The organism is Streptomyces sp. NPDC044003 (assembly GCF_056435185.1).
The window spans coordinates 39,975-63,450 of sequence record NZ_JBWKFA010000017.1 but is presented as its reverse complement, the minus strand read 5'-3'; the positions used below and the strand labels follow the sequence as shown (position 1 = coordinate 63,450).

Annotated in this window: 20 protein-coding genes; 9 read left to right on the top strand and 11 right to left on the bottom strand. The window is 72.9% G+C overall.

Annotated elements, in window-relative coordinates; all coding sequences use genetic code 11:
• Nucleotides 1-85: 85 nt before the first annotated feature.
• Both AC07AW_RS38595 and AC07AW_RS38590 read right to left on the bottom strand, forming a co-directional pair.
• A complete protein-coding gene (locus AC07AW_RS38595; RefSeq protein WP_478820125.1) occupies nucleotides 86-1,249 on the bottom strand; it encodes an acyl-CoA dehydrogenase family protein in 1,164 nt (387 codons plus the stop codon).
• 46 nt (nucleotides 1,250-1,295) lie between these two features.
• Nucleotides 1,296-2,048 (bottom strand): SDR family NAD(P)-dependent oxidoreductase, encoded by a 753-nt coding sequence (locus tag AC07AW_RS38590; protein WP_478820124.1) that lies wholly within the window; start codon nucleotides 2,046-2,048, stop codon nucleotides 1,296-1,298.
• Nucleotides 2,049-2,285: 237 nt separating this feature from the next.
• Here AC07AW_RS38590 and AC07AW_RS38585 point away from each other — a divergent pair, with 237 nt between their 5' ends.
• The 6 genes from AC07AW_RS38585 (at nucleotide 2,286) to AC07AW_RS38560 (ending at nucleotide 8,460) form a co-directional block, all read left to right on the top strand.
• Nucleotides 2,286-2,627: a YciI family protein gene (locus tag AC07AW_RS38585; RefSeq protein WP_389238526.1), complete on the top strand. Its 342-nt coding sequence runs from the start codon at nucleotides 2,286-2,288 to the stop codon at nucleotides 2,625-2,627.
• Nucleotides 2,628-2,630: 3 nt separating this feature from the next.
• A complete protein-coding gene (locus AC07AW_RS38580; RefSeq protein WP_478820123.1) occupies nucleotides 2,631-3,107 on the top strand; it encodes an SRPBCC family protein in 477 nt (158 codons plus the stop codon).
• Between the two features lie 314 nt (nucleotides 3,108-3,421).
• The gene (locus tag AC07AW_RS38575; protein ID WP_478820122.1) at nucleotides 3,422-4,585 is read left to right on the top strand and encodes an acyltransferase family protein; all 1,164 of its coding nucleotides are present in this window, start codon (nucleotides 3,422-3,424) and stop codon (nucleotides 4,583-4,585) included.
• Entirely contained in the window at nucleotides 4,582-5,367 is a 786-nt protein-coding gene (locus AC07AW_RS38570; RefSeq protein WP_478820121.1) for a thioesterase II family protein, read from the top strand. The genes AC07AW_RS38575 and AC07AW_RS38570 overlap by 4 nt, the downstream gene beginning before the upstream one ends.
• Nucleotides 5,364-6,923, top strand: coding sequence for a methyltransferase domain-containing protein (locus AC07AW_RS38565; protein ID WP_478820120.1), 1,560 nt, complete (start codon nucleotides 5,364-5,366; stop codon nucleotides 6,921-6,923). Before AC07AW_RS38570 ends, AC07AW_RS38565 begins: the two co-directional genes overlap by 4 nt.
• Nucleotides 6,924-7,077: 154 nt before the next feature.
• Nucleotides 7,078-8,460, top strand: a complete 1,383-nt coding sequence (locus tag AC07AW_RS38560; RefSeq protein ID WP_478820119.1) for an FAD-binding protein — start codon at nucleotides 7,078-7,080, stop codon at nucleotides 8,458-8,460.
• Nucleotides 8,461-8,532: 72 nt separating this feature from the next.
• Here AC07AW_RS38560 and AC07AW_RS38555 read toward each other — a convergent pair whose 3' ends face one another.
• Together AC07AW_RS38555 and AC07AW_RS38550 are read right to left on the bottom strand one after the other, a co-directional pair.
• Nucleotides 8,533-9,261 carry a DUF2306 domain-containing protein gene (locus tag AC07AW_RS38555; RefSeq protein WP_478820118.1) on the bottom strand — a complete coding sequence of 243 codons (729 nt, stop codon included), beginning with the start codon at nucleotides 9,259-9,261 and terminating at the stop codon, nucleotides 8,533-8,535.
• A 47-nt stretch (nucleotides 9,262-9,308) separates the two neighbouring features.
• A complete protein-coding gene (locus tag AC07AW_RS38550; protein WP_478820117.1) occupies nucleotides 9,309-10,379 on the bottom strand; it encodes a DUF2855 family protein in 1,071 nt (356 codons plus the stop codon).
• Between the two features lie 229 nt (nucleotides 10,380-10,608).
• On the opposite strand from AC07AW_RS38550, the gene AC07AW_RS38545 reads away from it, so the two are divergent.
• Nucleotides 10,609-11,835: an acyltransferase family protein gene (locus tag AC07AW_RS38545; RefSeq protein WP_478820116.1), complete on the top strand. Its 1,227-nt coding sequence runs from the start codon at nucleotides 10,609-10,611 to the stop codon at nucleotides 11,833-11,835.
• A gap of 73 nt (nucleotides 11,836-11,908) precedes the next feature.
• On the opposite strand, the gene AC07AW_RS38540 is transcribed toward AC07AW_RS38545, so the two are convergent.
• From AC07AW_RS38540 to AC07AW_RS38525, 4 genes are all read right to left on the bottom strand, one after another.
• Nucleotides 11,909-13,468, bottom strand: a complete 1,560-nt coding sequence (locus AC07AW_RS38540) for an MFS transporter (RefSeq protein WP_478820176.1) — start codon at nucleotides 13,466-13,468, stop codon at nucleotides 11,909-11,911.
• Nucleotides 13,469-13,618: 150 nt separating this feature from the next.
• On the bottom strand, nucleotides 13,619-15,211 hold the full coding sequence (locus AC07AW_RS38535; RefSeq protein WP_478820175.1) for an MFS transporter: 1,593 nt from the start codon (nucleotides 15,209-15,211) through the stop codon (nucleotides 13,619-13,621).
• A gap of 113 nt (nucleotides 15,212-15,324) precedes the next feature.
• A complete protein-coding gene (locus tag AC07AW_RS38530; protein ID WP_478820115.1) occupies nucleotides 15,325-16,716 on the bottom strand; it encodes an FAD-binding oxidoreductase in 1,392 nt (463 codons plus the stop codon).
• Between the two features lie 193 nt (nucleotides 16,717-16,909).
• A complete protein-coding gene (locus tag AC07AW_RS38525) occupies nucleotides 16,910-17,740 on the bottom strand; it encodes an SAM-dependent methyltransferase (RefSeq protein WP_478820114.1) in 831 nt (276 codons plus the stop codon).
• A gap of 233 nt (nucleotides 17,741-17,973) precedes the next feature.
• Here AC07AW_RS38525 and AC07AW_RS38520 point away from each other — a divergent pair, with 233 nt between their 5' ends.
• Together AC07AW_RS38520 and AC07AW_RS38515 are read left to right on the top strand one after the other, a co-directional pair.
• A complete protein-coding gene (locus AC07AW_RS38520; protein WP_478820113.1) occupies nucleotides 17,974-19,464 on the top strand; it encodes a multicopper oxidase family protein in 1,491 nt (496 codons plus the stop codon).
• A gap of 36 nt (nucleotides 19,465-19,500) precedes the next feature.
• Nucleotides 19,501-20,520 (top strand): carboxymuconolactone decarboxylase family protein, encoded by a 1,020-nt coding sequence (locus AC07AW_RS38515; RefSeq protein WP_478820112.1) that lies wholly within the window; start codon nucleotides 19,501-19,503, stop codon nucleotides 20,518-20,520.
• Nucleotides 20,521-20,547: 27 nt separating this feature from the next.
• On the opposite strand, the gene AC07AW_RS38510 is transcribed toward AC07AW_RS38515, so the two are convergent.
• From AC07AW_RS38510 to epsC, 3 genes are read right to left on the bottom strand one after another with little or no spacing between them, the layout of a single operon-like run.
• Nucleotides 20,548-21,789 (bottom strand): ATP-binding protein, encoded by a 1,242-nt coding sequence (locus AC07AW_RS38510; RefSeq protein WP_478820111.1) that lies wholly within the window; start codon nucleotides 21,787-21,789, stop codon nucleotides 20,548-20,550.
• Nucleotides 21,786-22,748, bottom strand: a complete 963-nt coding sequence (locus AC07AW_RS38505; RefSeq protein WP_478820110.1) for a PLP-dependent cysteine synthase family protein — start codon at nucleotides 22,746-22,748, stop codon at nucleotides 21,786-21,788. Before AC07AW_RS38505 ends, AC07AW_RS38510 begins: the two co-directional genes overlap by 4 nt.
• Nucleotides 22,749-22,797: 49 nt before the next feature.
• Entirely contained in the window at nucleotides 22,798-23,463 is a 666-nt protein-coding gene (gene epsC / locus AC07AW_RS38500; protein WP_478820109.1) for a serine O-acetyltransferase EpsC, read from the bottom strand.
• Between the last annotated feature and the right edge of the window lie 13 nt (nucleotides 23,464-23,476).

The window sequence follows — 23,476 nt, the reverse complement described above, 5'->3', positions numbered from 1 at the left end:
CGCGCCCAAGGAGGAGGGGGACACCGCACGCGGTGTCCCCCTCCTCCCTTCTCGGCGCGACCGTCCCGGAAGCGGACGCCGGTCCTCAGAAGGCGACGGGAAGCCCCAGACTGCGGGCGATCAGCATCCGCTGGACCTCGCTCGTGCCCTCGCCGACCTCGAGCACCTTGGCATCGCGGTAGAAACGGGCCACCGGATAGTCGTTGAGACAGCCGTAGCCGCCGAAGATCTGCGTGGCGTCCCGGGCGTTGTCCATCGCCGCGTTCGCGGCGATCAGCTTCGCCATCGACGCCTCCTTCCCGAACGGCTCGCCCCGCAGCATCTTCGTCACCGCCTGGTAGTAGGCGAGCCGGGCGCCGTGGGCCCGCACCTCCATGTCGGCGATCTTGAACTGGACGGCCTGGTTGGCGCCGATGCTCCGGCCGAACGCCATCCGCTCCTTGGCGTGGCGCACGGACTCGTCCACGCAGCCCTGCGCGATGCCCGCGCCCACCGCGGAGATCGCGATCCGGCTCTCGTCGAGCACCGAAAGGAACTGGGCGAGACCGCGGCCCTCCCGCCCGAGCAGGTTTCCGGCCGGCACCCGCACATCGGTGAAGGACAGTTCGTGGGTGTCCGAGGAGTTCCAGCCCGCCTTGGAGTACAGCGGTGCCACCTCGAAACCGGGTGTGCCCGCGGGCACCACGACGGTCGAGGCCTCCTGGCGGCCGTCGGCGCGCACCCCGGTCACGGCCGTGACCGTGACCAGCCGGGTGATGTCCGTACCGGAGTTGGTGATGAACGATTTCGCCCCGTTGATCACCCACTCGTCGCCGTCGCGCACAGCGGTCGTGGTGAGCGAGGCGACGTCGGTGCCGCCGCCCGGCTCGGTCAGCCCGAACGCGCTGAGCGCCTCACCCGCGCAGAGCTGCGGCATCCAGCGCTCCTTCTGCTCGGGCGTGCCGAACCGGTAGAGCGGCATGGCGCCCAGCGAGACACCCGCGGACAGGGTGATCGCGACCGAGGTGTCGACACGCGCGAGCTCCTCCAGCGCCAGGCACAGCGCCAGGAAGTCGCGGCCCTGGCCGCCGTACTCCTTCGCGAACGGCAGCCCGAACAGCCCCATGCGGCCCATCTCGGCCACCAGGTCGTAGGGGAACGCGTCCCGCTTGTACAGGTCGCCGATCGCCGGGGCCACGGCGGTGCGCGCGAAGTCCTCCACGGTCTTGCGCAGGACCTCGTACTCCTCGTCGAGCCGGAAGCCGATCACTTCAATCTCCTCGTGTGCTGGCGGGCCGGGAAGGGGGCAGCGCCGGTCAGGCGGGGACGGAGCCGACGAGACCGCCGTCGACGACGAACTCCTGACCGGTGATGTACGCCGCGCGCGGCGACAGCAGGAACAGCACCGTCTCGGCGATGTCCTGCGGGGTGCCGAGGGAGCCGAGGGCGACCTGGCCGCGGAAGAACTCGCGGACCTCCTCGACCGGGGCGACGGCGTCGAACATCTCGGTGCGGATGTGGCCCGGGGTGACCGCGTTGACCCGGATGCCGAGGCCTGCCAGGTCCGGGGCGAGGGTCTGCGGCAGGTTGAGCACGGCCGCCTTGCTGGCCGCGTAGACCGAGCCCGCGCCCATGCCGCGGTGCACCAGCCACGAGGCGTTGAGCACCACGGAGGCGCCTTCGACGAGCAGCGGCAGCGCCTTCTGCACGGTGAAGAAGGAGCCCTTGAAGTTGGTGTCGACGACCTGGTCGAAGTCCTCCTCGGTCACGTCCGCGGTGCGGGCGTTGAGACCGATGCCGGCGTTGGCGAAGACGCCGTGCAGGGCGCCGAAGCGGGCTCGGACCTGCTCGTAGGCCGCCTCCAGCTCTGCCGGGCGGGAGACGTCGACGGTCACGGCGAGCACCCGGTCGCCGCCGTCCAGCTCCTTGACGGCCTTTTCGAGGCGGGCGGCGTCGCGGCCCGCGATCACCACGTTCGCACCCTCGTCGAGCAGGCGGCGGGCGGTGGCGAAGCCGATGCCGCTGCCACCACCGGTGATGAAGTACGTCTTGTTGGCGAAGTCAGTCATACGGCCAGCGTCGGGGCGCCGCGCACCACCGCGCATCTCCTCGATTGCGCAGCGCCCCGCCCGACGGCCGGGCCGCCAGCGGCTCGAGGGAACCGCCCGAACGACAGCAACCTCGAAGATGCCGCACGGCCCTCCCGCCGGGGAGGCTGGGCGGGTGGACCCACGCCTGCGCACCCTGTCGTCGTCGTGGGGTGCACCGACCACGCAGACAGAGCACAGTCAGAAGGAGATCCCCCCATGGCTCAGTTCGCGGTTTTCATCTACGAGGCGGAGATCCCCGGCGGCTGGGAGAACGCTCCGAAGGAGCTCCTCGCGGCCCACGAGGCGTTCCCCGGCAAGGTCGAGGAGCTCGGCGGCAAGATCCTCAACGGTCTCGCCCTGCAGCCGGCCGGCACCGCCAAGAACGTCCGCAAGGGCGAGATCAACGACGGCCCGTTCGCCGAGGCCCGTGAGTCCCTCGGCGGTGCGTTCGTGCTGGAGGCCGAGAGCCTGGAGCAGGCCCTGGAGATCGCGAAGTTCGTCCCGGTCCACGACGGCGGCGTCGAGATCCGCCCGCTGTTCGACGCGCCGGAGGCCTGATCCGTGGCCGACACCACCGAGCTGACGGCGATCACCGTCACCCGCGTTCTCGACGCCCCGCGCGCCGAGGTCTACCGCGCGTGGACCGAGCCGGAGCGCTTCGCCCAGTGGTGGGGGCCGCGCGGCTTCACCACCGAGCTCTCCACGGTCGCCCTCGACGTGCGGGTCGGCGGCACCTGGAACGCCACCATGGCGGCCGAGGGCATCGGTGAGTTCCCGTTCACGGGCGTCTACCGCGAGGTCGTGGCGGACGAGCGCCTGGTGTTCACGCTCGTCGACCCGAACGACGAGAACGTCGCCGAGCGCGCCGAGCGCGGTGAGGCGGAGGAGCTGACCACGGTCACCTTCGAGGACCACGACGGCGGCACGACGCTCTGCTTCCAGCAGGTCGGCCGACTCGACACGGAGAAGGCCGCAGAGGTCGAGGCGGGCTGGAACAGCTTCCTCGACTGCCTCGCCGACCACCTGGCCGGCGTCTGAACCGACCGTACGAGAAGGGAGCGGTACGGGTCCTGTCGACCCGTACCGCTCCCTTCCGTCGTCTCCGTCCCCTCGTCGTCCGCGCCCCGGCCGACGAGCCGCCGCCCACCGGGCGCCCGGTTCCGGTGCCGCGACGTTCCGGCGGCAACACCGCAACGTGCAAGATGCAGCCGTGAACCGGTCGCCGGGAGGCTGGCCCCCGTCTCTTCGCTGATCAGGGGGTCGGGCCGGTGGCCATCACCACAACCAGATCTCCCAAGGCCGTCAGCAGCACCCGCAGCACCCAGCGCCGGTTCTTCCCGGAGCTTGAGGGCATGCGTGGGCTCGCGGCCATGGGAGTGCTCTGCACACACGTCGGGTTCAGTTCCGGCATGGTCGGGTTCATGGACAAGGAACCCAACGGGTTCCTCGGCGTCATGCTCCAGCAGCTCCATGTGAGCCTGCCCATCTTCTTCGTGCTCTCCGGCATGCTGCTCTACCGGCCGTTCGCGCTCGCGACCATCGCCGGTACCCGCAAGCCCGAGATCAAGCCCTACTTCTGGCGTCGCGCCCTGCGCACCCTGCCCGCGTACTGGGTGCTGGTCGCCGTCACCATGCTCACCCTCAACCGCGAGGCCGTGCACAGCCTGTGGCAGGTCCTCCGCCCCGTGCTGCTGCTGCAGGTCTACCAGATCGACGCCCGCCTCGTCGGCGAGGGCCTGGAGCAGACCTGGACCCTCGCCACCGAGGTCGCCTTCTACGCCGCGCTGCCGCTGCTGGCCTGGGCCCTCGACAAGTTCGCCGGCAAGGCCACGGATCCGGGCGTGCGCGTCCGCCGCATCCTGTGGGGCCTGAGCCCGCTCGTCGTCATCGGCTTCGCCTACGCCGCGTACACCTTCCTGCCCTCCATGGGCCTCTACCCCATTCAGAACGAGTGGCCGCCGAAGTGGCTCGGGTTCATCGCCGTCGGCATGGGCCTCGCCGCGCTCTCCGCGGGCGCCGACGTCGCACCCGACCGCGTCCCCGCGTTCTACCGGTTCGTGCAGAACAAGCCGGTGTGGTGCTGGGTCCTCGCGGCCGGCGTCTACGTCCTGGCCTGCGTCCGCCCGATCGGCGAGCCCGGCCACGCCGACTACCCGTCGATGGCCGGCGGCATGACCGAGCACTTCCTCTACACGCTCTTCGGTCTGCTGCTCGTCGCCCCGGTCACCGTGCCGAACCCCTCCCGCGCCATCGTCGCGGCCATGAGCAACCCGGTGATGCGCTTCCTCGGCCGCATCTCCTACGGCCTGTACCTGTGGCACATCGCCATCATCTACTTCTGGCGCGGCGACCTCATGCCGAGGGGAAGCTTCCCCGAGCTGTTCGCCGTCACCCTGGGCGGCTCGATCGTCCTCGCCACCGCCAGCTTCTACCTCGTCGAGAACCCCGCCATGAAGCTGCGCGAGCGCCTCGGCAAGGCCTCGGCCACGCCCAGCGTCGAGACGATCACCAAGTGAGCTGGCTCCGCACCCTGCGGACCGCTCCTCCGGGAGCGGTCCGCGTCGTGTGCCTGCCGCACGTCGGCGGCTCCGCCCACGCCTTCCACCCGCTGGCCCAGGCCCTCGGCCCGGGCATCGAGGTGCTGGCCGCGCAGTACCCCGGCCGCCACGACCGGCTGGCCGAACCACCGCTGCGCAACCTCGCCCTGATGGCCGGACACATCGCGGCCGCGCTCGCCCCGCTCCGGGACGCTCCGCTGGCCCTGCTCGGCCACAGCCTCGGCGCCCTCGTCGCCTACGAGACCGCCGCCCGCCTCCAGGCCACCGGCCCCGCCCCGGTCCACCTCTTCGCCTCGGCCGCGCTCGCGCCCTCGGCGTCCCGCGACTTCGGCGTCCACCTTCGCGACGACGACGCCCTCGTCACCGAACTCGACCGGATCAGCGGCACCACCCACCGCTCGGACGGCGAGGAGACGCTGCTGCGCCTGCTGCTGCCGGCGATCCGCGCCGACTTCCAGGCCTTCGAGACCTACCGCGACCCGGGCCACCGGCTGTCGTGCCCCGTGACCGCCGTCGTCGGCGACGCCGACCCGGTCGTCACCCCCGACACGGCCGACGCCTGGGCGGCGACCACCACCGGCCACTTCGTCCGACGGGTGCTGCCCGGCGGCCACTTCTACCTCACCGAGCCCGCGAACACGGCGGCGCTCGCCCATGCGGTGTCCGGGCAGCTCACGGGCGCCGAACGGTCGCCCCGGAACCCGGCGCCCGCCCGAATCCGAGAAAGGACCCGCACATGAGCCACCCGTCGACGTCCCCGGTGCTCACCGATCTCCTCGACGCCTTCCGCCACGCCGAGGGCGAGGACCTGCAGGAGGGCTTCGCTCGCCTGGCCGCCGCCCTGTGGTCGGCCGACGGCCCGGTGGACGGCGCCGCGGAGCGCGCCGGCACCCTGGTGGCGGCGCTCGACGCCGCCGACGCCCGGCGCACCGGCCACCTCGTCGTCCTCCTCGGCCTGCTCGCCGAGTCCGAGTACCAGGACCACCCGGCCGGTGACGGCCCCGTCCGCACCGCGGTCCGCCAAGGTCTCGACCGCTACCTGGAGCTGCTCGCCGACAGCGGCGCCGGCACGCCCCTGACCCTCGCCCTCGTGTACCTGCTCGCCCACTTCCCGGAGCACCGCGAGCGCATCCTGGCCGCGGCGGCCACCGAGGGACTCGCCCTCGACGAGCACGACCTGACCCGCCTCGAGCGCGCCCTGCGCCCCCTCGACCCCGAGGCCCCCGACCTCGGTCGCTGCTGGCCCTCGCCCGCCGCCTGGAACCTCAACGACGACGAGCGCGGCTTCGACACCGAGTGGATCAAGGCCCTCACGCCCGAGCAGATCGAAGCCAACTGGAACAACGACACCCGCACCGTCCTCGCCTACGCCGGCATGCGGGCCTACTGGGCGGTCCGGCACGGCTCCGTCAACGAGACCTCCTACCCGGCCCCCGCCGCCGCCGGGAACACCGTCGGCGAACTGGGCCCCGACGCGTTCGCCCGCCACGCCGACGCCCTGCGCTGCCCGTCGTGCGACGGCCCGCTCGACTACGACGGCGCCGTCCGCTGCGCCTCCTGCGCCACCGCCTACCCGCTCGCCCAGGGCCTGCTCGACCTCTCCCGCGGCGCGACCGGCTCGCAGGCCTCCGAGGAGGACGACACCGCCGACCTCCTCCAGAAGCTCGCCGCCATGCCGAGCATGGGCGTCTACTACGAGACCGTGCTGCGCCCCGCTTTCCTGCGGATCGCCGGCCTCAACTGGGACGACGCCGTCACCCCGGCCGACGAGGACACCTACCTCCGTGACCACACCCGGCCCGTCGACGGCCCCGTGCTCGACCTGTGCGCCGGTGCCGGCCGCTGGACCGCCGTCCTGGAGCAGGCCGTCGGCACCGAGCGGCTGATCGCCCAGGACCTCGGTCTGCCCATGCTCACCGCCCTGCGCCGTGCCCTGCCCCAGGTGCCGGCCGTCGTCGCCAGCGCGCTCACCCTGCCGTACGCCGACGCCAGCCTCGGTGCCGTCAACTGCTGGAACGCGCTCCAGGCCTTCCCCGAGCAGGCCGACATCGCCATCGCCGAGATCGGCCGCGTCCTCAAGCCGGGCGGCACCTTCACCCTGCTCACCTTCCGCTGGGCGGACGACCCGGTCGACCGTTACTTCCAGGGGGCGCACTTCTTCCCCAGCCGCCCCGCCGGAATGCTCCTGTTCGACCTGGACGAGGTCCGCGGCTGGCTCACCGAAGCCGGCCTGACGGTCCGCGAGCAGTCCGGCACCGGCTCCTTCGTCTTCATCACCGCCGAACGCACCGCCTAGCCACACCGCCCCGGGCGCCCGGGCTCGCACCTCCAGGCCGCGGCCGGCCCGTCCCCCGGACGGGTCGGCCGCCCCGTTTCCCGCCGGCCCCGCGAGCCCGTGGTCCCCACCGCCCTGCCGTCCCCCGCCCCGACCCATGCCGGAGGAACCACCCATGACCACGGTCGACGAGAACCCCGCGGCCCTCGCGAGGCCCGGCGAGGCGGCCTACGAAGCGGCCACCCGGGTGTTCAACCTGTTCGCCCCCGTCGCTCCCGCCGCCGCCGTCACCGCCCGCACCGTCGAGGAGATCCGCACCGCGATCGCCCGCGCCCGCGCCGCAGGCCTGGGCGTACGGGTCCACGCGACCGGCCACGCCGCCGCGACCGCCCGTCCCATGGACGAAGCGCTCCTCATCCGTACCGAACTCGACGAGCCCGTCACCGTCGATCCGCACCGCCGCACCGCCCGGATACCCGCCGGCACCCGCTGGGGCGCCGTCGTCGCCGAGGCCGCCCGCCACGGGCTCGCCGCGCCGCACGGCTCCTCGCCGACCGTCGGCGCCGTCGGCTACCTGCTGGGCGGCGGGCTGAGCATGTACGCGCGCCACACCGGCCTCGCCGTCAACAGCGTGCGCGCGATCGAACTCGTCACCGCGGACGGCGATCTCCGCCGCGTCGCCGCCGACGACGACCCCGAACTGTTCTGGGCACTGCGCGCCGGCGGCGGCGGCCTCGGCGTCGTCACCGCCGTCGAGGTGGCCCTCTTCCCCGTGGCCGGTGTGGTCACCGGAGCGGCCTTCTGGTCCGCCGCGCACGCCGCCGAACTGCTGCCGGTCTGGCGGGCATGGACCGAGCGGGCCCCCCGAGAGGCCACCACCTCGATCCGGGTGATGAACCTGCCGAAGCTCCCCGAGGTCCCCGAGGTCCTCAGCGCCGGACCCGTGCTGTGCCTCGACGGCGTCGTCGTCGCGACCGGCGCGGACGACCTCGGCACCGCCCGCCGGCAGGCCGACGACCTGCTCGCCCCGCTGCGCGCCGTCGCCGACCCGCTGATGGACACCTGGCACGAGGCGGGCCCGACGGCCGTGCCCGAGACCCACATGGATCCGCCGGAGCCCGTACCCGTCCTCGGCGACCACCTGCTGCTCGGCGAGATCGGCGACGACGGCATCGCCGCCTTCCTGCGCGCCACCGTCGACCGGCCGCACTCCGCCCTCACCGTCGCCGAACTGCGCCAGCTCGGCGGCGCCCTCGCCGAGGCCCCCGACGGCTCCGGCGCACTCGGCCACCTCGACGCGCGCTTCGCCTACTCCGGCGCGGGCGTCCCCGGATTCGGCGGCACGGAGGAGGAGATCCTCGCCCACTGCGCCGAGGTCCGCGCCGCCCTGGGCCCCTGGGACACCGGCCGCACCACGCCCACGTTCGTCGCGAGCCTCACCCAGCCCCAGGGCCACCTGACGCCCGAGGCCGTCCTCGCCGCCGACCGGGTCCGCGCCCGCGTCGACCCCGACGGCCTGTTCCGCGGCGACATCGCCCCCGGTTGCTCGGCCGTCTGACGGCACGGCGGACACGACGAAGGGGGCCGGCGGGTGTGACACCCGCCGGCCCCCTTTCCGTCCGGTACGCCCCTACGAACGGCGGCCGGCGTACGCGGGGTTCTGGCCGCGCCGCGCGGTGCGCTCGATCCACCAGTGCACGAGCAGCAGATTGCCGACCCAGCCGACCCAGCGGGCCGCCTCGGAGATGTACGTGATGTCGACGGCGACCGGCAGGCTGAACAGGCTCATGCCGATGACGAAGCCCCACACCGTCTGGCCCCACACGATCGCGAAGCTGTACAGCATCCAACGGCGGTGTTCGGCGTAGCGGCCCTGGCGGGCCCTCACCCAGCCGACGATCGAGGTGACCGCCCACAGGATCCCCGACATCAGCACGGCCACGCTGCCGGGCTTGAAGGCCACGGGGAACATCGCGAGCGCCAGCAGCGACGACGGCAGCGCCCCGCCGAACACGTACAGGTGACCGCTCCAGCGGTGCACCGCCGGGTGGTTGCGGCGCAGCCACGGCCACAGCTGGAGGACCAGCGTCACCAGCGTCACCGCGCCGGTCATCACATGGCCGACGAGGATCGCGTAGTGCAGCGGGAACTGCAGCGGGATGTGCGTCTTCGTCGGGTCGAAGGTGAGGTACGGCGGGAGCTGGTAGAGCAGGTAGGCGGCCGCGGCGACGGCCATCGGGACGATGTAGTTGCGTCCGAACCAGCCGCGGCGGGCCGGTGCGGGGCGGCCCGACGGCCCGGACGGCCGGGGGTCGCGGGCCGGCGACAGCGGTCTTTCGACGCTCTGGGTCTGAGTCACGGTGCGCAGCTCCCGTTCGGGGGAAGGGGGAAGGACGACGGGGCGGTTCAGCGGAGGGAGAGCACGGTGCCCGTCTCGGCGGGCAGCCCGCCGTCGATCAGGGACCGGTAGACGCGGACCAGGGCCTCGGGACCGGTTGCCCGGGTGACCGTGAGCCACTGCGGCGCGCCCGCGACGAAGGCGTCCTCGGCCTGCTGGTAGCGGGCCCGGTACGGCTCCTCGCCCTCCTTCTCGATGAGCCGCTGCTCCTCGGAGGGAGTGAAGAAGATCCACGGCTCGGGATCGGTCAGCCCCTCGGGGGGCTCGATCTCGGCGCCGGGGTGGGTGTAGCCGACGAGCAGCGCGTCCTTCAGGGCGGAGCCGAACCGCTCGTACACGGCGAACAGGCGATCGGCCTGCCCGGTGAAGTCGACGAGGACGACGGACTCGGGAACCTCGGCCGTGCCGAGCTCCTCGTAGCCGAGGACCGTGTCGTAGTGGCCGAGGCCCCGGACGAAACCGAGGTGGCCGGGGGCCGTTGCTCCGACCGTGGTGATGCCCTCGTGACCGGCCAGCAGGGCGGCGAGCCCCACGGCGGTCTTGCTGGAGGCACTGGTGACGAGAACGGTGGCCGAAGGGTGCTCACGGATCAGGAACTCGGCCAGGTTGAACGAGGCCGGGTACAGCGGCTTGAGCAGCAGCCGGTGGTCGTCGAGCTCGTCGCCGTCCCCGGCCCGCAGATACGCGCGGTACCAGGGGTGCAGGAAGTCCCGCTCGGGCGCGGTGTCGTCGAAGCCCCGCTCCGTCGGCTCCGCGGTGAGGGTGACGTGCGTGGACATCGGCAGGAAGCCGAAGTAACGGGTGCCGACCTCGACGCCGGGGTGGGCCGACTCCTCGACCCGGGCCCAGCCCCAGGTCGGGACCCGGCCATGGCCCTCCGGGCCGGCGAAGGCGTCGAAGAACGGGAGCTCGGACTCCCCGAGCCGGGCGTAGGTGGCGGTGATCGCCGTCAGCGCGAACTTCTCCGCGGCCAGCCGCACCTCGCCCGGACGCAGCGGGGTGAGGGACGCCTGCCGTACCTCGACCGCCGTGAGATCGTCCCGCTCGACCAGTAGATCCCAGGTGTCCGGATCAGGCACGTCCGCCTCCCATGTTCGTCGCCGCGGCGGCCACGGTTCGGCTCGCCCGGGCCATGGTCGGGGCGGGGCCGGCGGGGCTGCATCTCCTGGTGTGCGGTCATGACGCGAAAACCCCGGGACCGGCGTCTCACCGTGAGCGAGGCAACCTCGAAGATGCCTATGGGGAAAGGGACTTGGCAAAGTCGTGGGGAACTGAATCCGGCCAGAACGCACGGGAGAGCGAGCCCCCATGACAGACCGACCGACGAGATCCGGGACCGCCGCCGCCAGGTCCTCCCGGCTTCCCGCGCTGACCGGAATGCGGTTCATCGCCGCAGCCCTGGTCTTCTTCTTCCACGCCAACTTCGAAGGGTTCTTCGCCGACGCCGGCAGTGCCTCGGTCATGAAGTCGCTTTCCTACCAGGGCGGCTGGACCGGGGTCGGCTTCTTCTTCATCCTGAGCGGATTCGTCCTCGCCTGGTCCGCGCGGGCCGACGACACCGCGGGGGCCTTCTTCCGCCGCCGGTTCTTCAAGATCTACCCGCTGCACCTGCTGACCTTCGTCGTCGCCGCCGTGCTGCTGGTCACCGTCGCCGGCATGCCCTTCGACGGCGGCACCGCGCTGCTCCAGCTGTTCCTGCTGCAGTCCTGGTCCCCGGACCTCTTCGTCCGCGGCAGCTTCAACGGCGTCGCCTGGTCGCTCTCCTGCGAGCTGCTGTTCTACGCCCTCTTCCCGGTGCTGTTCCGCGTGGTCGGTCGCATCCGCCCGGAGCGCCTGTGGGCCGCGGCCGCCGCCGTCGTGGCCGCCGTGTTCGCCGTGCCGCTGTTCGCCCCGCTGCTGCAGGACCAGTCGCTGATTCCGATGGTGAACATCAAGGCCTCCGAGATGTGGCTCGTCTACCAGTTCCCGGCGACCCGCGTCCTCGACTTCGTCTTCGGCATGATTCTGGCGCGTGTGGTCGCCGAGGGCCGCCGCCTGCCGCTCGGCTTCGGTGGCGCGCTGCTGCTCACCCTCGCCGCGTACGTCGTCGCCCCGTTCCTCCCGGCCTCGTACCACCTGACGGCGATCATGCTGGTGCCGCTCGGTCTGCTCATCGCCGCCGCCGCCCAGGGCGACACGCGCGGCAAGCGCAGCTGGCTCTCCAGCCGTGCCATGGTCTGGCTCGGCGAGGTGTCCTTCGCCATGTACATCAGCCACCAGCTCGTTCTCGGCTACGGGCACCAGATCTTCGGCGGCTACACCGTGCTGTGGGGCACCGGGCAGGCGATCGGCCTGATCGCGCTGTTCCTCGCCTCCACCCTGCTGGTGTCCTGGCTGCTGTTCACGTTCGTCGAGCGCCCGGTGATGCGCCGCTTCGGCACCTCCCGCGCCCGCCGCGCCGCCCAGGCGGCCGCCCGCACCGCACCGCCTGCCGAGGCATCCCGCCCGGCCCCGTCGGCCGCCCAGGCCGACGAGCGGCAGCTCTCCCTCCGCTAGAGCGGGAAGCGGTCGGCGGGCGGGCAGCGAGACGGGACCACGGTGCGCCGCGCCGCCCGTCGCCGGAGCCGCCTCAGCCCACCGACGCGGGTTCGGGGCGGCCCTCCGGAGTGCCTTCCACGGGGGTCTCCTCCGGGGAAGGCACGGTGTCCGGTGCGCCGAGCGGCGGCACATGGCGCAGTACGCGGGCGACGAGCACGGCCACCCCGGCGAGAACGACGGCGGTGAGTCCGACGACCGTGTGCAGGCCGTCGGTGTACGCCTGCGACGCCGAGTCCAGCAGCCGGGCCGCGAGCTCCTCGGGCAGGGCGCGGCTCGCGGACACGGCGCCCGCGACGCTCTCCCGGGCACGGTCCGCCGCCGCGGCCGACAGGCCGGCGGGAAGGCCGTCGGAGACGCCGTACCGGTAGACGGCGGTGCCGAGGGTACCGACGACGGCGATGCCCAGGCCGTAGCCGAACTCGTTGCCGGTCTGCGAGAGCGAGGCGGCGGCGCCCGCCTTCTCCGGCGGGACGGACCCGACCACCAGGTTCGTGCCGAGCGACACGAGCGGCCCGCCGCCGAGCCCGTTCAGCGTCCAGCCCGCCACCAGCCACGCGGTGCCGCCGTCCGGGCCCGCCTGGAGCATCAGGAGGAAACCGCAGATCACCAGGGCGAGGCCGCCCGCGATGAGATAGGCGGGGCGGACCCTGCGGGCCAGCACGGGGGAGACGGTGATGCCCGTGATCGACCCGGCCATGCCGGGCAGCAGCCCCAGGCCCGCGGCGAGCGGCGACATGCCCTCCACCGCCTGGAAGTACTGGGTGAGGAACAGCATCGCCGTGCCCGTCAGCATGCTGTAGAAGAGCATGCCCACCAGCGCCGTGCGGAACGGGGCGGCGCCGAACAGGCGCAGGTCGAGCAGCGGGTCGGCGAGGGACCGCTGGCGGCGGACGAACAGCACACCGAGGGCGAGGCCGGCCAGGAGGGCGGCGACGGGCAGCGGGTGCAGGCCCTGGCGGGCGGTCTCCTTCAGGCCGTAGATGAAGGGCAGTACGGCGGCGAGGGACAGGGCCACGCTCGGCAGGTCGAGCCGGCCGGCCTGCGGTGCCTTGTACTCCGGCAGCAGCACCGGGCCGAGCACGAGCAGCAGCACCATCACCGGTGCGCCGATCAGGAAGACCGAACCCCACCAGAAATGGTCGAGGAGCGCACCGCCCACGATCGGTCCGACGATCGCCCCCACCGAGAAGCAGCCCGCCCACACGCCGATGGCCATTCCCATCTGCTTGGGGTCGCGGAACATGTTGCTGATCAGGGCGAGTGTGCTCGGGGCGAGGGTGGCGCCGGCGATGCCGAGGAGCGCTCGGGCGGCGATCAGCATTTCGGGTGTGGTGGCGAAGGCGGCCAGCAGGCTGGCGAGTCCGAAGACGGTGGCGCCGATCAGCAGGAGCTTGCGGCGGCCGATGCGGTCGCCGAGGGTGCCCATGGTGACGAGGAAGCCGCCGACCATGAACCCGTACATATCCATGATCCACAACTGCTGGGTGCTGCTCGCGCCCAGATCCGAACTCAGCTGCGGCAGGGCCAGCAGCATCGCGAACACGTCGAAGGACACCAGCAGGGTGGGCAGCGCGAGGATCGCGAGTCCCATCCACTCCCGGCGCCCCGCGCGGGGGGCGGTTTCTGAAGTCACGGTCTGTTCCTCTCGGAAGACGGGGGAAGGCTCGGACGGGTACGGAAAAAACGAGGGAGGCCGCGGCGTCCGGCCACGGCCTCCCTGCTGTGTCGTCGCCGGCGGGGGTCAGCCCGCGGCGACGGGCGCCTTTCGCTCGGCGGCCTGCTCCGCGCCCGGCTCGGCGCTCTGCTCGGCCGACGGGGAGTCCGCCCCGCCCTCCTCCTGCCCGCCGCCCTGCGGGGCGCCGAACGGGGGAACGTGCCGCAGCAGGGTGAGGACGGTGAGGGCGATGATGCTCATCAGGACGATGCCCGTCGCGCCGACGGCGTTGACCCCGTCGGTGAACGCGTCACGCGCGGCGGACAGCAGCGCGTCTCCCGCGTCGCCGGACAGGCGCCCGGCCTCCGACACCGCGCCCGCGAGGCTTTCCTTGACCGCGCCGACGGCACCGGCCGGCAGGCCGGACGGCACCGCGCCGGCGATCTCGTCGCGGTAGACGGCCATGCCGAGGGAACCGACCACGGCGATGCCGAGGCCCGCCCCGAACTCGTTGCTGGTCTGCGAGAGCGACGCCGCCGAACCGGCCTTCTCCGGCGGGGCGGAGCCGACGACCAGGTTGGTGCCGAGCGCCACCAGCGGGCCGCCGCCCAGGCTCGCCAGGGCGAAACCGGCGATCAGCAGTGCCGGGCTGGAGTCCGCGTCCGCCAGGAAGTACAGCAGGTAGCCGACGAGCGACAGCACCAGACCACCCGCGATGAGGTACGCGGGCCGCACGGTGCGCGCCAGAGCGGGCGCGAAGGACATGCCCGCGATGGACACCACCAGACCCGGCACCAGCGCCAGGCCGGCCTGCAGCGGCGTCAGCTCGGCGACCAGCTGGAAGAACTGACCGAGGAACAGCAGGCTCGCGCCGCCCGTCATGCTGAACGCCAGCAGGCTGACGAGGGCGCCACTGAGCGCCTTGCTGGAGAACAGACCGAGGTCGAGCAGCGGGTCGGCGAGGGCGCGCTGGCGACGCAGGAAGACGAAGCCGAGGGCGAGGCCGGCCAGGAGGGCGGCGACGGGCAGCGGGTGCAGGCCCTGGCGGGCGGTCTCCTTCAGGCCGTAGATGAAGGGCAGTACGGCGGCGAGGGAGAGGACCACGCTCGGCAGGTCGAGCCGGCCGGCCTGCGGTGCCTTGTACTCCGGCAGCAGCACCGGGCCGAGCACGAGCAGCAGCACCATCACCGGTACGCCGATCAGGAAGACCGAACCCCACCAGAAGTGGTTGAGCAGGGCGCCACCGGCGATGGGGCCGACGATCGCGCCGATGGAGAAGCTGCCGGCCCAGATGCCGATCGCGGAACCCATCTGCTTGGGGTCGCGGAACATGTTGCTGATCAGGGCGAGTGTGCTCGGGGCGAGGGTGGCGCCGGCGATGCCGAGGAGCGCTCGGGCGGCGATCAGCATTTCGGGTGTGGTGGCGAAGGCGGCCAGCAGGCTGGCGAGTCCGAAGACGGTGGCGCCGATCAGCAGGAGCTTGCGGCGGCCGATGCGGTCGCCGAGGGTGCCCATGGTGACGAGGAAGCCGCCGACCATGAACCCGTACATGTCCATGATCCACAACTGCTGGGTGCTGCTCGCGCCCAGGTCCGAACTGAGCTGCGGCAGGGCCAGCAGCAGTACGAACATGTCGAAGGAGACGAGCGTGGCCGGGAGGGCGAGGATCGCGAGTCCCATCCACTCCCGGCGCCCCGCGCGGGGGGCGGCTTCTGAAGTCACGAACCGGTCCTTTCGTCTTCGGGCTGCCGTCGCCCGTTCGTCGTGCACATCGTGGGGAAGCCGAAAGGAGGTCAGTTCGCCTGGTCGGCCGGAGGGATGTTGCTGTTCACGCGGAACACGTTGGTCGGGTCGTACGTGCGCTTGACGGCCCGCAGCCGCTCCCAGGTGGCCTCCGGGTACGCCTCGCGGATCCGGGCCTCGGCGTCGTCGGCGAGGAAGTTGACGTACACGCCCGGCACGCCCTTCTGCAGCGCCGCGGTCAGCTCGTCGGCCCAGCGGGTGTGCAGCTCCGCCTCGGCCGGGTCGCTGTACATGGCGGCGACGTTCACCAGGATCCGACGGTCGCGGTGCGCGAACGCGGTGGCGTCCGCGGGCACGCGGGCCATCGCGCCGCCGAGCACACGGATCTGCACGGCCGGCATGGCCGCCGAGGAGGCCGCCACCCTCTCCAGGACCAGCTCGGCGTCGTCGAGACCGAACGTGTCGGTGAGCAGGCTGCGGGCGGCGGCGACCGGGTGGAAGCCTTCCTCCTCCGGCGGGTAGACCCCCGGGTAGGGCATCGCCTGCATCATGTCCGCGATCGGCGTCGCGAGGCCCCGGAACGGCGCCAGCGCCTTCTCGGCCTCCTCGCCCTCGCCCGCGTACACCAGGATCGCCAGGACGATCGGCGTGCCGTGCAGCTCCTCGGGGACGAACGGCATCGGCGGCGACGGCATCACGTTCGCGATGGTGGACAGCTCCTCCGGGGCGGCCTCCGCCGCCTCGACGAAGCCGGCGACGACCTCCGGCGTGGCCGGCAGCAGCAGCAGACCACCGGTGACGGTCGGCAGCTCGTGCAGCCGGAACTTCAGCCGGGTGACCACGCCGAAGTTGCCGCCGCCGCCGCGGATCGCCCAGAACAGCTCGGGCTCGTTGTCGGCGTCGACCCGGCGCAGCGCACCGTCGGCGGTGACGATCTCGGCGGCCAGCAGGTCGTCGATGGTGAGTCCGTACTTGCGGACCAGGTAGCCGATGCCGCCGCCGACGGTGATGCCGCCGAGGCCGACGCTGCCGGTGTCGCCGAAGCCGGTGACCAGGCCGTGCTCGGCGGCCGCCAGGGTGTACTCGCCGGCGTTCAGACCGGCACCCGCCCACGCCGTCCGCGCCTCGACGTCGATCTCCAGACCGCGCAGCGAGGAGGTGTCGAGGACCAGACCGTCGCTGAGGCAGAAGACGCTGTGCCCGCCGCCCTTGACGGTCAGTGCCAGGCCGTTGTCCCGGGCGAACACGACGACCCGCGCGACATCGTCGGCGTCCGCCGGCCGCACGATCGCGGCAGGGCGCTGGTCCATCCCGCCCAGGTAGACGGTGCGGGCCTGCTCGTAGTCGGCGTCACCGGGCGCGAGGACCCGGCCGCTGACCAGCGCGCGCACCTGCGCCACCGGGACGGTGTCCCGCTCGATGACCGTGGGGGTGTCCGCCATGAAAGGTCTCCTCGTGTCGTGCTGCGCCACGGCGGGTCGCACACGTCGGGCCGGAGCGGGCCGCAGGCGTTCCTCGCGTGGTCAGGGATGTCCACGGGCATCCTGGCGCGCCCCCGTTCGGAGCCGCATCTTCCAGATTGCTGTCCGTCCGTTCGAACGACGGCCCGCCGGGCGGCGTCCGCCCGGGACGGCCTCAGCGCGGTCTGCGGGCACAGACCACCACGTAGCCGATCTGGTCCTTGCGCGGTGCGAAGAAGCCGCGGTGCAGCCGGGAGAACTCCGCGATGTCCGCCTCGCCGAACTTGCCGGCGACCTCCTCGCGGCGCGCCATCGCGGCCTGCAGGTACTTGCCCTTCATCCCGAACACCCGCGGGCCGCAGCTCGTGTACTCCTCCACCTCGAATCCTGCCGCGCGCACATGCTCCAGCCACTCGTGCAGGGTCGGCAGCGCGGGCAGCTTCAGCGTGGTCATGAACCGCTCCACGCGCTCGGGTTCGCCGCCCGGGTTCTCCAGGCTGAAGTCGGAGAACGCGATCCGCCCGCCCGGACGGAGCACCCGGAACAGCTCCCCGAGCACCGTCGGCAGGTCGGGCGCGTTCTGCAGCGACTCCAGGGCCAGCACCGCGTCGAAGGTGCCGTCCTCGAACGGCAGCCGCATGTAGTCGCCGTACCGGAAGTCGGCCACGTCGGTCAGACCCGCCGTGGCCGCCCGCCCGCGCGCGGTGTCGAGCTCGTAGTCGCTCACCGTCACACCCGTCACCCGCACACCGTGGCGGCGGGCCAGGAACAGGGAGGCCTCGCCGGATCCGCAGCCGGCGTCCAGCACGTGTTCCCCGGCCCGCAGCCCCAGCACGTCGGTCACCTTGCGGGTGACCCGGTGGACGGCCTCCGGCAGCGGGGCGTCGTCGTCGCGGTCGTACCAGTACCACATGTGCAGCTGGCCGCCGCGGAGCTCGTCGCCGATGGGCGCCCGCTCGTCGTAGTGCTTCCCGATGTCCGTCGGGTTCGCCGTCGTCTCGGCCATGGCCCGTCCTCTCCCTCACGGCGCCACACGGCCTTCGAGCGGCACGGCTGCCCATCCTCGGGCCCGCCCGCCCGGTCCCGCATCTCCACGCATGCGGGTATGCCGAAGTCGTCGTGAGCAGGACACGCAGCACGATCGAAGAAGTGGCCCGGAGGCGCCCGGTGCCACGATCGGACCGGATTCCCGGACCCGCACGGGCCCCGGGCACGCCGACGAACCGACGAGGGGACGAGATGCTCAACCGACGTGTGCTGCTGGGGGCCGGCGGCGCGGTGGCGACCGCCGCAGCCCTGGCCTGGCCCATACGGATGGCGACCCGGCCGGAGGTGTCGGCCGCCGCCGGCGGGCACGCCCACAGTGGGTCCGAGGAGATCCTGCGCATGGGCAAGGCGGCGATGGCCTCGCCCCGCCAGGCCGCCGAGCCGTTCACCGTGCGCATGCCCGTGCCGCAGGTCGCCCGTCCCGTGCGCCGCACCTCCGACACCGACGTCTACGAACTCGACCTGCGGCCCGCACAGGTGGAGATCCTGCCCGGCACCACGACCGCGGCCCTCACCTACGACGGGACCTTCGTCGGCCCCACCATCAAGGCCAAGGAGAACCGGAAGGTCCAGGTCACGTACGTCAACCGGCTGGACAAGCCGGCCAACGTGCACCTGCACGGCGGCCACGTCCCGCCGGAGAGCGACGGCTATCCCATGGACCTCATCGGCGTCGGGTCCGCGCACACGGTCGACTACCCCAACCGACAGGCCGGCGCCACGCTCTGGTACCACGACCACACGCACCACCAGGAGGCCGAGCACGTCTACCGCGGCATGCACGGCTTCTACCTGATCGAGGGATCCGAGGAGCGCACGCTGGGGCTGCCCACCGGCCGCCACGACGTGCCGATCATGCTGCGCGACGCCCACTTCGACGCCGCCGGAGGTCTGATCCTCGACGTCGAGCACCCCGAGGCCCGCTCCACGCTGCTCGCCAACGGACGGCCGCTGCCCTACTTCCCGGTCGACGCCGCGAAGTACCGCCTGCGGCTGCTCAACTCCTCCATCCACAAGATCTTCCAGCTCGACCTCGGCGGTGTGGAGATGCTCCAGATCGCCTCCGACGGCGGCCTGCTGCCGGAGCCCGTCTCCCGTACCTCCCTCACCCTCGCCCCGGCCGAACGCGTCGAGATCGTCGTCGACTTCGCCCGCCATCCCGTCGGCAGCAAGCTGGTCCTGTCCGACACCAACGGCCCCGTGATGCGTTTCGACGTCACCCGCCGCGTCCTCGACACCGCCCGGGTCCCCGACACGCTCCGCCCGACGGCGGCGCTGCCCACCCCGGCGACCACCCGCCGCATCAAGCTCGGCGTCGCCCCCTCCAAGACGGCCTACGCCATCAACGACCTGACCTGGGACGAGAACCGCGTCGACGCCCGGATCCCGAACGGCACCAGCGAGATCTGGGAGATCTACAACGCCGACACCGTCGACTCCGAGTTCGGCGGCATCGACCACACCTTCCATCTGCACCTCGTGCAGTTCCGGGTCCTCGACCGCGACGGCAGGCCCCCGCTGCCCGGCGAGTCCGGGTGGAAGGACACCGTGCTCGTCCGCCCGGGCGAGCGCATCCGCCTCCAGGCCACCTTCACGGGCTGGCCGGGCCGGTACGTGTACCACTGCCACATGCAGGAGCACAACGTCGCCGGAATGATGGCCCAGCTCGAGATCGTCCCCTAGCCCGCCGGCCAGGCGAACCAGACGAGAGGCGCAACGATGACGACGAGGACGCTGGTACGGGCCGTGCTGCGGGGTTCGCTGCGCGACATCCACCATGTGAAGGCCGTCTCCCGGAGCCGTGCCGGGGGCTTGGCCGCCGCCGTGTACGAGCGGGCCGAGCGGGAGTTCGGGGTGATCGCGCCACCGCTGGCGCTGCACTCCGCCTCCCCCGGGCCGCTCGCGGCGAGCTGGCTGCTGCTGCGCGAGTCCCTGCTGGTCGACGGGCGTGTCGACCGGGCGGTCAAGGAGGCCGTGGCGACCGAGGTGTCCCGCGTGAACTCCTGCTCGTACTGCGTCGACGTCCACCAGGCCACCGTCGAGACCCTGCCACCCGCCGCGCCCGGCACCCCGGGTGAGCGGGCCGCCGCCTGGCTCGCCGCCACCCCGGCCGACCGCGGCCCGGCGCCCTTCACCGCCGACGAGGCGCCCGAGCTCCTCGGGGTGGTGCTCACCTTCCACTATCTCAACCGCATGGTCGGCGTCTTCCTCGACGACTCGCCCGTACCCGAGCGGGCCCCCGCCGGCCTACGCGGCCCGATCCTGCGCACCGTCGCCCGCGCCATGCGCCCGGTCGACGGGCCCCTCACGCCCGGAGCCTGCCTCGACCTGCTGCCGGCCGCTCCCCTGCCGCCGGAGCTGTCCTGGGCGTCCCCCAACCCGGCCGTCGCCCAGGCCCTGGCCCGTGCCCACGCCGCCGTCGACGCCGCCGCCCACTGGGTGCCCACATCGGTCCGCGACCTGCTGACCGGCCACCTGGACGGCTGGGACGGCACCCCGCCCGGCATCAGCCGCAGCTGGCTGTACCCCGAGGTCCTCGGTCTTCCGGCCGCCCAGCACCCCGTGGCCCGCCTCGCCCTGCTCACCGCCGTCGCCCCGCACCAGGTCGCCCCCGCCGACATCACGGCCTTCCGCGTCCACCACCCCGGCGACCGTCACCTCGTCGAACTCACCTCCTGGGCCTCGATGAGGGCGGCGACCGCCCTGACGACCCGCCTGGCAGCGGCGCATCTCGTCTGAAGCGCCAGGACACCGGGACACGCGGAGTCAGCCACGTGACTCGATGCGCAGCCCTGCCCGGAACCAGTCCTCGGCCACCCGGATCCGGGCCTCGGTCTCGGCCCGGTCGGCACCGGTGATCACGAACGCGGCGAGGAAGTCCCCGGAGTGCGAGGCGTCCTGGACGGTCTGGCCGACCTCCGCGTACGTCGTGTACTTCACGACCCCCGGCGGCAGCGCCGACGGGTCCGGCAGGGACCGCAGCACGCCGGGACGCTTGGTGAAGAGCAGCTGACCGGCGAGCCGGTCGGGGTCCCTGCGCTCCCCGGCGTCGGCGGGCAGCCCGAGCTGCCGGCGGACCGGGTACTCCATCGGGTCGAAGCCGAACAGCACCCGCTGCACGTCCCGCACCCCCGCACCGCCGGCCCGGGAGGCGGCCTCGCACAGGACGAGCTCGCCGTCGGCGGTGTGGAACACCTCGATGTGGAAGGCGAAGTGCTCGGGCCCCCCGAACGCGTCGAGGACCCGCTCGCCGAAGTCGACGAGCCGCCGCGCCAGCGGGTCGGCGGTGTCGAGCGCGATGTCGACCCGGCCCTTGCGGTCCCGGAAGTCGGCCAGCGCGTACTGGTACTGCGAGGGCCACAGGGTCGCGATCCGGCCGTCCAGGACGTTGCCGTCGACGTGGCACATCGAGCCCGTGACGAACGCCTCGGCCAGCCACTCCGGCTCCCCGTCCGGGGAGAGCAGCTCCGCGTCCCGCGCCCACGCGTCGAGCTCCTCGCGGGTGCGCAGGACGGACACGCCGACGGAAAGCAGCCCCTTGCGCGGCTTGACCACGACCGGCAGCCCGTGGCGCTCGGCGAAACGGTCGAGGTCCTCCCGTTCCCGGAGCAGCACGTGGTCGGCGACGGGGATCCCGGCCGCCTTCGCGACCTGCTTCATCTCCCACTTGTCGCGGTACACCCGGGCGGACTCGGGCCGCTGCCCCGGCAGGCCGTAGCGCTCGCGCAGCACCGCCGCCCGCTCGATGTCGAACTCCTGGCAGGCGACGATGTCGGTGACGCCGAACTCCTCGACGAGGGCGGCGGCCCGCTCGGCCACGTGCGGGCCGGTGTCGTAGTCCGTCAGCACCTCGGCGTGCAGATAGGGCGCCTCCGTGGGCAGCTCCTCGCCGAACAGGGCGAGCTGCTCGGCCGAGCCCAGCAGGACGATCTTCTCACCGCTGTCGGCCAGCCACCGCTCGTAGGGGTTGGCGCGCAGCGAGCCGCGGTGCAGGACGAGCGTGGTCATGCGGAGGTCCCTTCGTTCCAGATGCTGACGTAGCGTTCCCCGGTGTCCGGGAGGATCGTCACGATCGTCCTGCCCGCGTACGCGGGATCCCGGGCGAGCAGCGTCGCGCCGTACACCGCGGCACCGGAGGAGAGCCCGGTGAAGAGGGCCTGCTCCCGGGTGAGCGCGCGGGCCGTCTCCAGGGCCGCCTCGTCGGAGCAGGTGATCACCCGGTCGATGAGCGCGACGTCCGTGGTGGGAGAGACGAAACCGCCGTTCAGGCCGGGGATGCGGTGGGTCCCGGCGTAGCCGCGGGAGAGGACCGGCGAGCCCTCCGGCTCGACCGCCACGACCTCCAGCTCCGGGTTGCGCTCCCGGAGGAAGCGGCCGGCGCCGGTCAGGGTGCCCCCGGTGCCGACACCGGCGACGAGGACGTCGACCCGGCCGCCCGTGTCCGCCCAGATCTCGGGTCCCGTGGTCTCGTAGTGGGCCTGGACGTTGTCGGGGTTCTCGTGCTGGCACACGTACCACGAATCGGGCGTGGCGGCCTGGATCTCCTCGGCCTTGGCGATGGCGCCGGCGAACCGGTCGGCGCTGGGCGTCTGCACGATCTCCGCGCCGAGCGCGGTCAGCAGCCCGATCCGCTCGGGCGTCGCACTGTCGGGCAGGACGACCACGCAGCGGTAGCCGCGCAGGGCGCACAGCGCGGCGAGGGCGATGCCGGTGTTGCCGGAGGTGGACTCCACCACGGTGCCGCCGGGGGCGAGTTCACCGCGCCGCTCGGCGCCGCGGAGCATGGCCAGGGCGGCCCGGTCCTTGCTGCTGGCGAAGGGATTGGCGGCCTCGATCTTGGCGAGGACCTCGGTTCCGGGCGCGCCGTCCGGGAGGGCGAGGCGGACCAGGGGGGTGTTGCCGATGAGTTCTTCGAGGCCGGCGGCGACGCGCCGCCGGGCGGGTGCGGTGAGGAGGTCGGTGGTCACCAGAGGACTCCAGGGGTAGGGAAGAGGTCGGGGGAGGCGGGGGAGCGGGTCACCAGGAACCCGCCGAGGCGAGCACCCGCACGGCGTCGGGCACGGGCGCGGAGACGGGCGTCGGGCCGGCGGTCCGCCCGGCACCGGCAGTGGCGTCGGGGACCGGCCGCAGCGCGGGCGCGGGCCGGACGACGGAACGCGCCGCGTACACCCGGGCGCCGGGCGGCAGGTCCTCGGTGACGGTGGCCATGGCGCCGATCAGGGCGCGGTCGCCGATGGTGACCGGCCCGAGGACGGTCGCGTTCGCGCCGAGGATCACACCGTCGCCGACGACCGGATGCCGCCGGGCACCGGGCGGGCGGTGGTTGTCGGTCCACCAGCCCACCGCCCCGAGCGTCACCTGCTGGTAGATCGTCACGTCGTCGCCGACGACGGCGGTCTGGCCGATCACCACGGACGCGCCGTGGTCGATGAAGACGCGGCGGCCGAGCACCGTGCCGGGGTGGATCTCGACGCCGGTACGGCGGCGGGCGACCCGGGCGACGGTCCGCGCGGCCACGCGCAGCCGCCGGCGGTACAGCCGGTGCGCCACGCGGTGCGCCCACACGGCGGACAGACCGGTGTGGCCGAGGGCCTCCCAGCGGCCGCCGAGGGACGGGTCACGGGCGACGACGACGTTCAGGTCCTCGATCAGGGTGCGCAGCAGACCGGGTTGTCGGGTCATGCCGTCGGCTCCT

Bases quoted from the DNA above. Each gene is read 5' to 3' on its own strand.
- AC07AW_RS38590 (WP_478820124.1), bottom strand. From the start codon at position 2,048: ATGACTGACTTCGCCAACAAGACGTACTTCATCACCGGTGGTGGCAGC.
- AC07AW_RS38585 (WP_389238526.1), top strand. From the start codon at position 2,286: ATGGCTCAGTTCGCGGTTTTCATCTACGAGGCGGAGATCCCCGGCGGC.
- AC07AW_RS38575 (WP_478820122.1), top strand. From the start codon at position 3,422: ATGCGTGGGCTCGCGGCCATGGGAGTGCTCTGCACACACGTCGGGTTC.
- AC07AW_RS38565 (WP_478820120.1), top strand. From the start codon at position 5,364: ATGAGCCACCCGTCGACGTCCCCGGTGCTCACCGATCTCCTCGACGCC.
- AC07AW_RS38560 (WP_478820119.1), top strand. From the start codon at position 7,078: ATGACCACGGTCGACGAGAACCCCGCGGCCCTCGCGAGGCCCGGCGAG.
- AC07AW_RS38545 (WP_478820116.1), top strand. From the start codon at position 10,609: ATGACAGACCGACCGACGAGATCCGGGACCGCCGCCGCCAGGTCCTCC.
- AC07AW_RS38540 (WP_478820176.1), bottom strand. From the start codon at position 13,468: ATGGGACTCGCGATCCTCGCGCTGCCCACCCTGCTGGTGTCCTTCGAC.
- AC07AW_RS38535 (WP_478820175.1), bottom strand. From the start codon at position 15,211: ATGGGACTCGCGATCCTCGCCCTCCCGGCCACGCTCGTCTCCTTCGAC.
- AC07AW_RS38530 (WP_478820115.1), bottom strand. From the start codon at position 16,716: ATGGCGGACACCCCCACGGTCATCGAGCGGGACACCGTCCCGGTGGCG.
- AC07AW_RS38525 (WP_478820114.1), bottom strand. From the start codon at position 17,740: ATGGCCGAGACGACGGCGAACCCGACGGACATCGGGAAGCACTACGAC.
- AC07AW_RS38520 (WP_478820113.1), top strand. From the start codon at position 17,974: ATGCTCAACCGACGTGTGCTGCTGGGGGCCGGCGGCGCGGTGGCGACC.
- AC07AW_RS38515 (WP_478820112.1), top strand. From the start codon at position 19,501: ATGACGACGAGGACGCTGGTACGGGCCGTGCTGCGGGGTTCGCTGCGC.
- AC07AW_RS38510 (WP_478820111.1), bottom strand. From the start codon at position 21,789: ATGACCACGCTCGTCCTGCACCGCGGCTCGCTGCGCGCCAACCCCTAC.
- epsC (WP_478820109.1), bottom strand. From the start codon at position 23,463: ATGACCCGACAACCCGGTCTGCTGCGCACCCTGATCGAGGACCTGAAC.